Raw genomic sequence first — 3,132 nt, 5'->3', positions numbered from 1 at the left:
TCGTTCCGGGTGAGGTTCTCGGTCATGGCTTTGCTCCTTCTGCTCGAGCGCAAGGCGCTCACTGTGGGGGTAGATCACCCGCGGTAAGCGGGCGCACAGAAGAAGTAGCTGACGGTGCGGGGGAACACGTGCTGCTGCTTCGGTACGCGCCCCCGCATAACCGTTGATGACTCGTTCCATACGTTACATCAAAGGTCAGAAACGGACAAGCTAGATAATCTAGCTATCAAATTTGTGACACGGCAGGCCGGGATCTGCAACGGTAGAGGCATGATGCGGGGGCGCAACATCTGGGTCCCCCATGCATTCATAGGGGCAGGACACCATGACAGACACCCAGGGGCAATCGGACAACACGCCTTCGCAGGAGCAGCTACGCCACGTCGACGATATGGTCGCGAAGCTTCGGGAGATGCGCCAGCTCACCAACAAGGCGTACCGAGAGCAGAGAGATACGCGGAATCTCAACGATAAAGACATGGCGGCGCTGGGTTACCTGTCCCAGGAATGGGGCGAGGGCAGGGAGGTGAGTCCGAAAGACATCGCCGCTCACCTCGGGCTGTCCTCGGCGACGACGACCTTGGTCCTGGATCGGCTTGAAGCCGATGGATACGTGACACGGCGGCCGAGTAGCACCGACCGTAGAGCCATACTGCTCAAGCCGTCATCTTCCATGCAGGAATGGACCGATCAGTACCCGGCCTCGCTGCTGCGAGCGAGCTTCCTCGACGTAGCAGCGGGCCTTGCCTGCGCGGACGTAGCGATCATCGAGCAGTACTTCGCCGCCGTCCTCGATGACGTCCGCCAGCGGCTCGCCTGAGCCCACAAACTCCTCGTGCCAAGAATGCACCGGTTCAATGACGTTGGCCCAGATTCCTGTCCTAGCTCCTCGTCGACTTGCCGCTCCGGCAACCGGCACTCTGAGCAGTCAGGACCTGTTGATGGGCCAGAGGAAGACTCCAACTGGTCAGGTCGCATATCGCTAGATTGTCTAGCTTTACATTTTTCTAGGTAACTGCGTAGGCTCAGCTCAGGTCAAGAAAGCGGCCATCATCGTCTTCAGGTGATCTTGAAGAGGTTCAAAGGTTCGGCTCATGTCTATCTCTCCCTTGGCACCCTCCCCTCGCACAAGCATCCCCCTGGTTGCCCGCTCCATGTCCGAAGCCTCCGTTTCTGAACCTGTGGAGCATGTCCTTCACGCCGTTACCCCTACTGATCTCATTGGTCTGCCTTCTGGCGGGCTGGAGCAGGTGCAGCAGGTTGCACTTGGATGCAACGATGCGATGGAGGTCCCGTTTGATCTCACTGAGGAAACTAACCGGGATCTTCGTCGGTGGAGCAATGCCCTATACAAGGTCATCGACTCGGACTTCCCGCCCTATGGCGCATGCGATGACTATGAGCGGATAACAGCTGAGCTCGAGCGACGGACAGCCAAGCGTGCGCAGGCTTCACCATCGATGGTGCGGGAGAAGTTCCGCGACAACGCTCTGAGCCGCCGCTTCGAGCTGTTCCGCAACGGGTCCCTCGCCGGTTATGTCAGCTACACGATGCGGGCCGGAGCCCTGCGGTTGCACCGCACCGTCATCACTGAAAACTTCGAGAGCATGGGCATCGAGGGCATACTGACGCGTAACGTGATCCTCGTAGCCCATAAGCGCCGGCTCGCGGCCATCCCGTATTGTCCCGTCGTGCAAGGTTTCCTGCGGGAGAACCCGCAGTACCGGCAACTGATGCACGTGTCCTAGACCTGGGGGCCCGCTCTCCTGAACTGTCAGCTGAATGACGGGCGTGCCTGGTGTGGCGGTACAACAGGAGCCGCACCGGCCACGAAGCAACTGAGCAACCCGCACCACAACCTGCACGCACGCAATTCCACAGGTCGGCCCGTAGCAGACAGCTTCACCGTCTGTAGTGCCTAGTTAGTCCGACTGTTGACCGTCTTTGTCGAGTGCCCGCCCAGTAGCTCATCCAACTGACGTCCTGTGGTTGCTGCGTGATCCACTTGACAGGGGCTGCCCCAACTGGTCAAGCAGACGGCCAGCCGGGGCAGCCCCTCCGCCTGACCCCGCCCCCTCCGACAAACTTTCGTCACCGATCGATACGTCAACAAATAGGTACCCGCGAATCAAACTCCCATGAGTCAGCTCGCGTGAAGGGCTTCGGGTGCTGAAAGGAAAGGTGAAGGGCTTGTTGGCCAGTATGTATTCCATCGATGTGCCGCGGTGGAAGGGGCCGCTGCCGGAGGAGAGGACGGCCATGGTGGAATTGGCGTAGCTGTTCCACCAGTTCGTGAGTTCTGTCGTCGAGTTCGTGCGCAGTGCTTCCCATGCGGGGGCTGACCCACGCGGCGATCTTCTCTTTCCTCAGGCACGTGGCCATCAGTCGAGCGGTGCCGAAGACGCGTTCGCGCTGCTTGCCGGGTAGCGACAAGATGGTGCCCATCGAGTCGGCTTCGAAAGTCAGGAAAGTGCCGTCATAGCGCGTCGTATCGGTAATTGTGCCAAAACCCACACTGTGAGCCATGAGCGCCGGTTGAAGCTTTCCCGTGACTGCAGACAGTAAGACTCGCTCGATCTTCAGTCGAATCCACGGATGATACTGCCGGTAGTCGTCGCCCGTCTTTCGAGTATTCGAGCTGCTAACTCGGGTGGGTGGCACTCGTGCTCGAGAAGGGTGGAGCTCGTAGCGTTGGCTCAGGGGTGGACAGCCCTGCCCGTTCTCGCGATGTGGTTGGTTGACACCCCTGGCAGCGTCTTTCTCTTGAGACCGGAAGCGACGATGCTGGTAGCTTCCCGTCCCCCAGCGCGGAAGCGACTGCTGGTAGGGGCGTCGGCGCCCGAAATCCTGTTGAGACCCAGGCTTCTAGGGCGCCGCCGACTCCTTACCTCAAGATGGCTTCCCTGAACCAAGACCACGGGGACGAAGGGAAGTGCGGGGATGTGTGTCGGGTAGGCTCATGCCATGGCCACCTCAAGGGATCAGACGTTGTCGATCGTGTATTCGAGCACCGCAACGCGTCCTCTAAATGATGCGGACCTCTCGGCCCTGCTGGCAATCAGCCGGCGAAATAATGCCCGCGCCGAGGTGACAGGGATGCTGTTGTATCGGGGCGGCCGTTTCCTTCAGGTG

General features: G+C 59.9%; 5 protein-coding genes. 3 read left to right on the top strand and 2 right to left on the bottom strand.

Going from position 1 to position 3,132, the window contains the following annotated elements; all coding sequences use genetic code 11:
• Nucleotides 1–180: hypothetical protein (locus tag CVO76_RS16315; RefSeq protein ID WP_208740136.1), on the bottom strand; the 180-nt coding region annotated here is incomplete at its 3' end.
• A gap of 145 nt (nucleotides 181–325) precedes the next feature.
• Here CVO76_RS16315 and CVO76_RS16310 point away from each other — a divergent pair.
• The gene (locus CVO76_RS16310; RefSeq protein ID WP_208740135.1) at nucleotides 326–820 is read left to right on the top strand and encodes a MarR family winged helix-turn-helix transcriptional regulator; all 495 of its coding nucleotides are present in this window, start codon (nucleotides 326–328) and stop codon (nucleotides 818–820) included.
• 274 nt (nucleotides 821–1,094) lie between these two features.
• Nucleotides 1,095–1,748, top strand: coding sequence for a GNAT family N-acetyltransferase (locus tag CVO76_RS16305; protein WP_208740134.1), 654 nt, complete (start codon nucleotides 1,095–1,097; stop codon nucleotides 1,746–1,748).
• Nucleotides 1,749–1,967: 219 nt separating this feature from the next.
• Here the strand turns inward: CVO76_RS16305 and CVO76_RS17680 are convergent, their stop codons facing one another.
• On the bottom strand, nucleotides 1,968–2,321 hold the full coding sequence (locus tag CVO76_RS17680; protein WP_208741878.1) for a hypothetical protein: 354 nt from the start codon (nucleotides 2,319–2,321) through the stop codon (nucleotides 1,968–1,970).
• A 643-nt stretch (nucleotides 2,322–2,964) separates the two neighbouring features.
• Here CVO76_RS17680 and CVO76_RS17675 point away from each other — a divergent pair.
• Nucleotides 2,965–3,132 (top strand): BLUF domain-containing protein (locus CVO76_RS17675; RefSeq protein ID WP_208741877.1); only part of this gene is annotated, 168 nt, incomplete at its 3' end.

The sequence above is a fragment of the Arthrobacter agilis genome (assembly GCF_002953615.1).
In the GTDB taxonomy this organism is placed as follows: domain Bacteria; phylum Actinomycetota; class Actinomycetes; order Actinomycetales; family Micrococcaceae; genus Arthrobacter_D; species Arthrobacter_D agilis_B.
The sequence above is the reverse complement of the archived record's forward strand: the minus strand, read 5'-3'. Positions and strand labels throughout refer to the sequence as shown.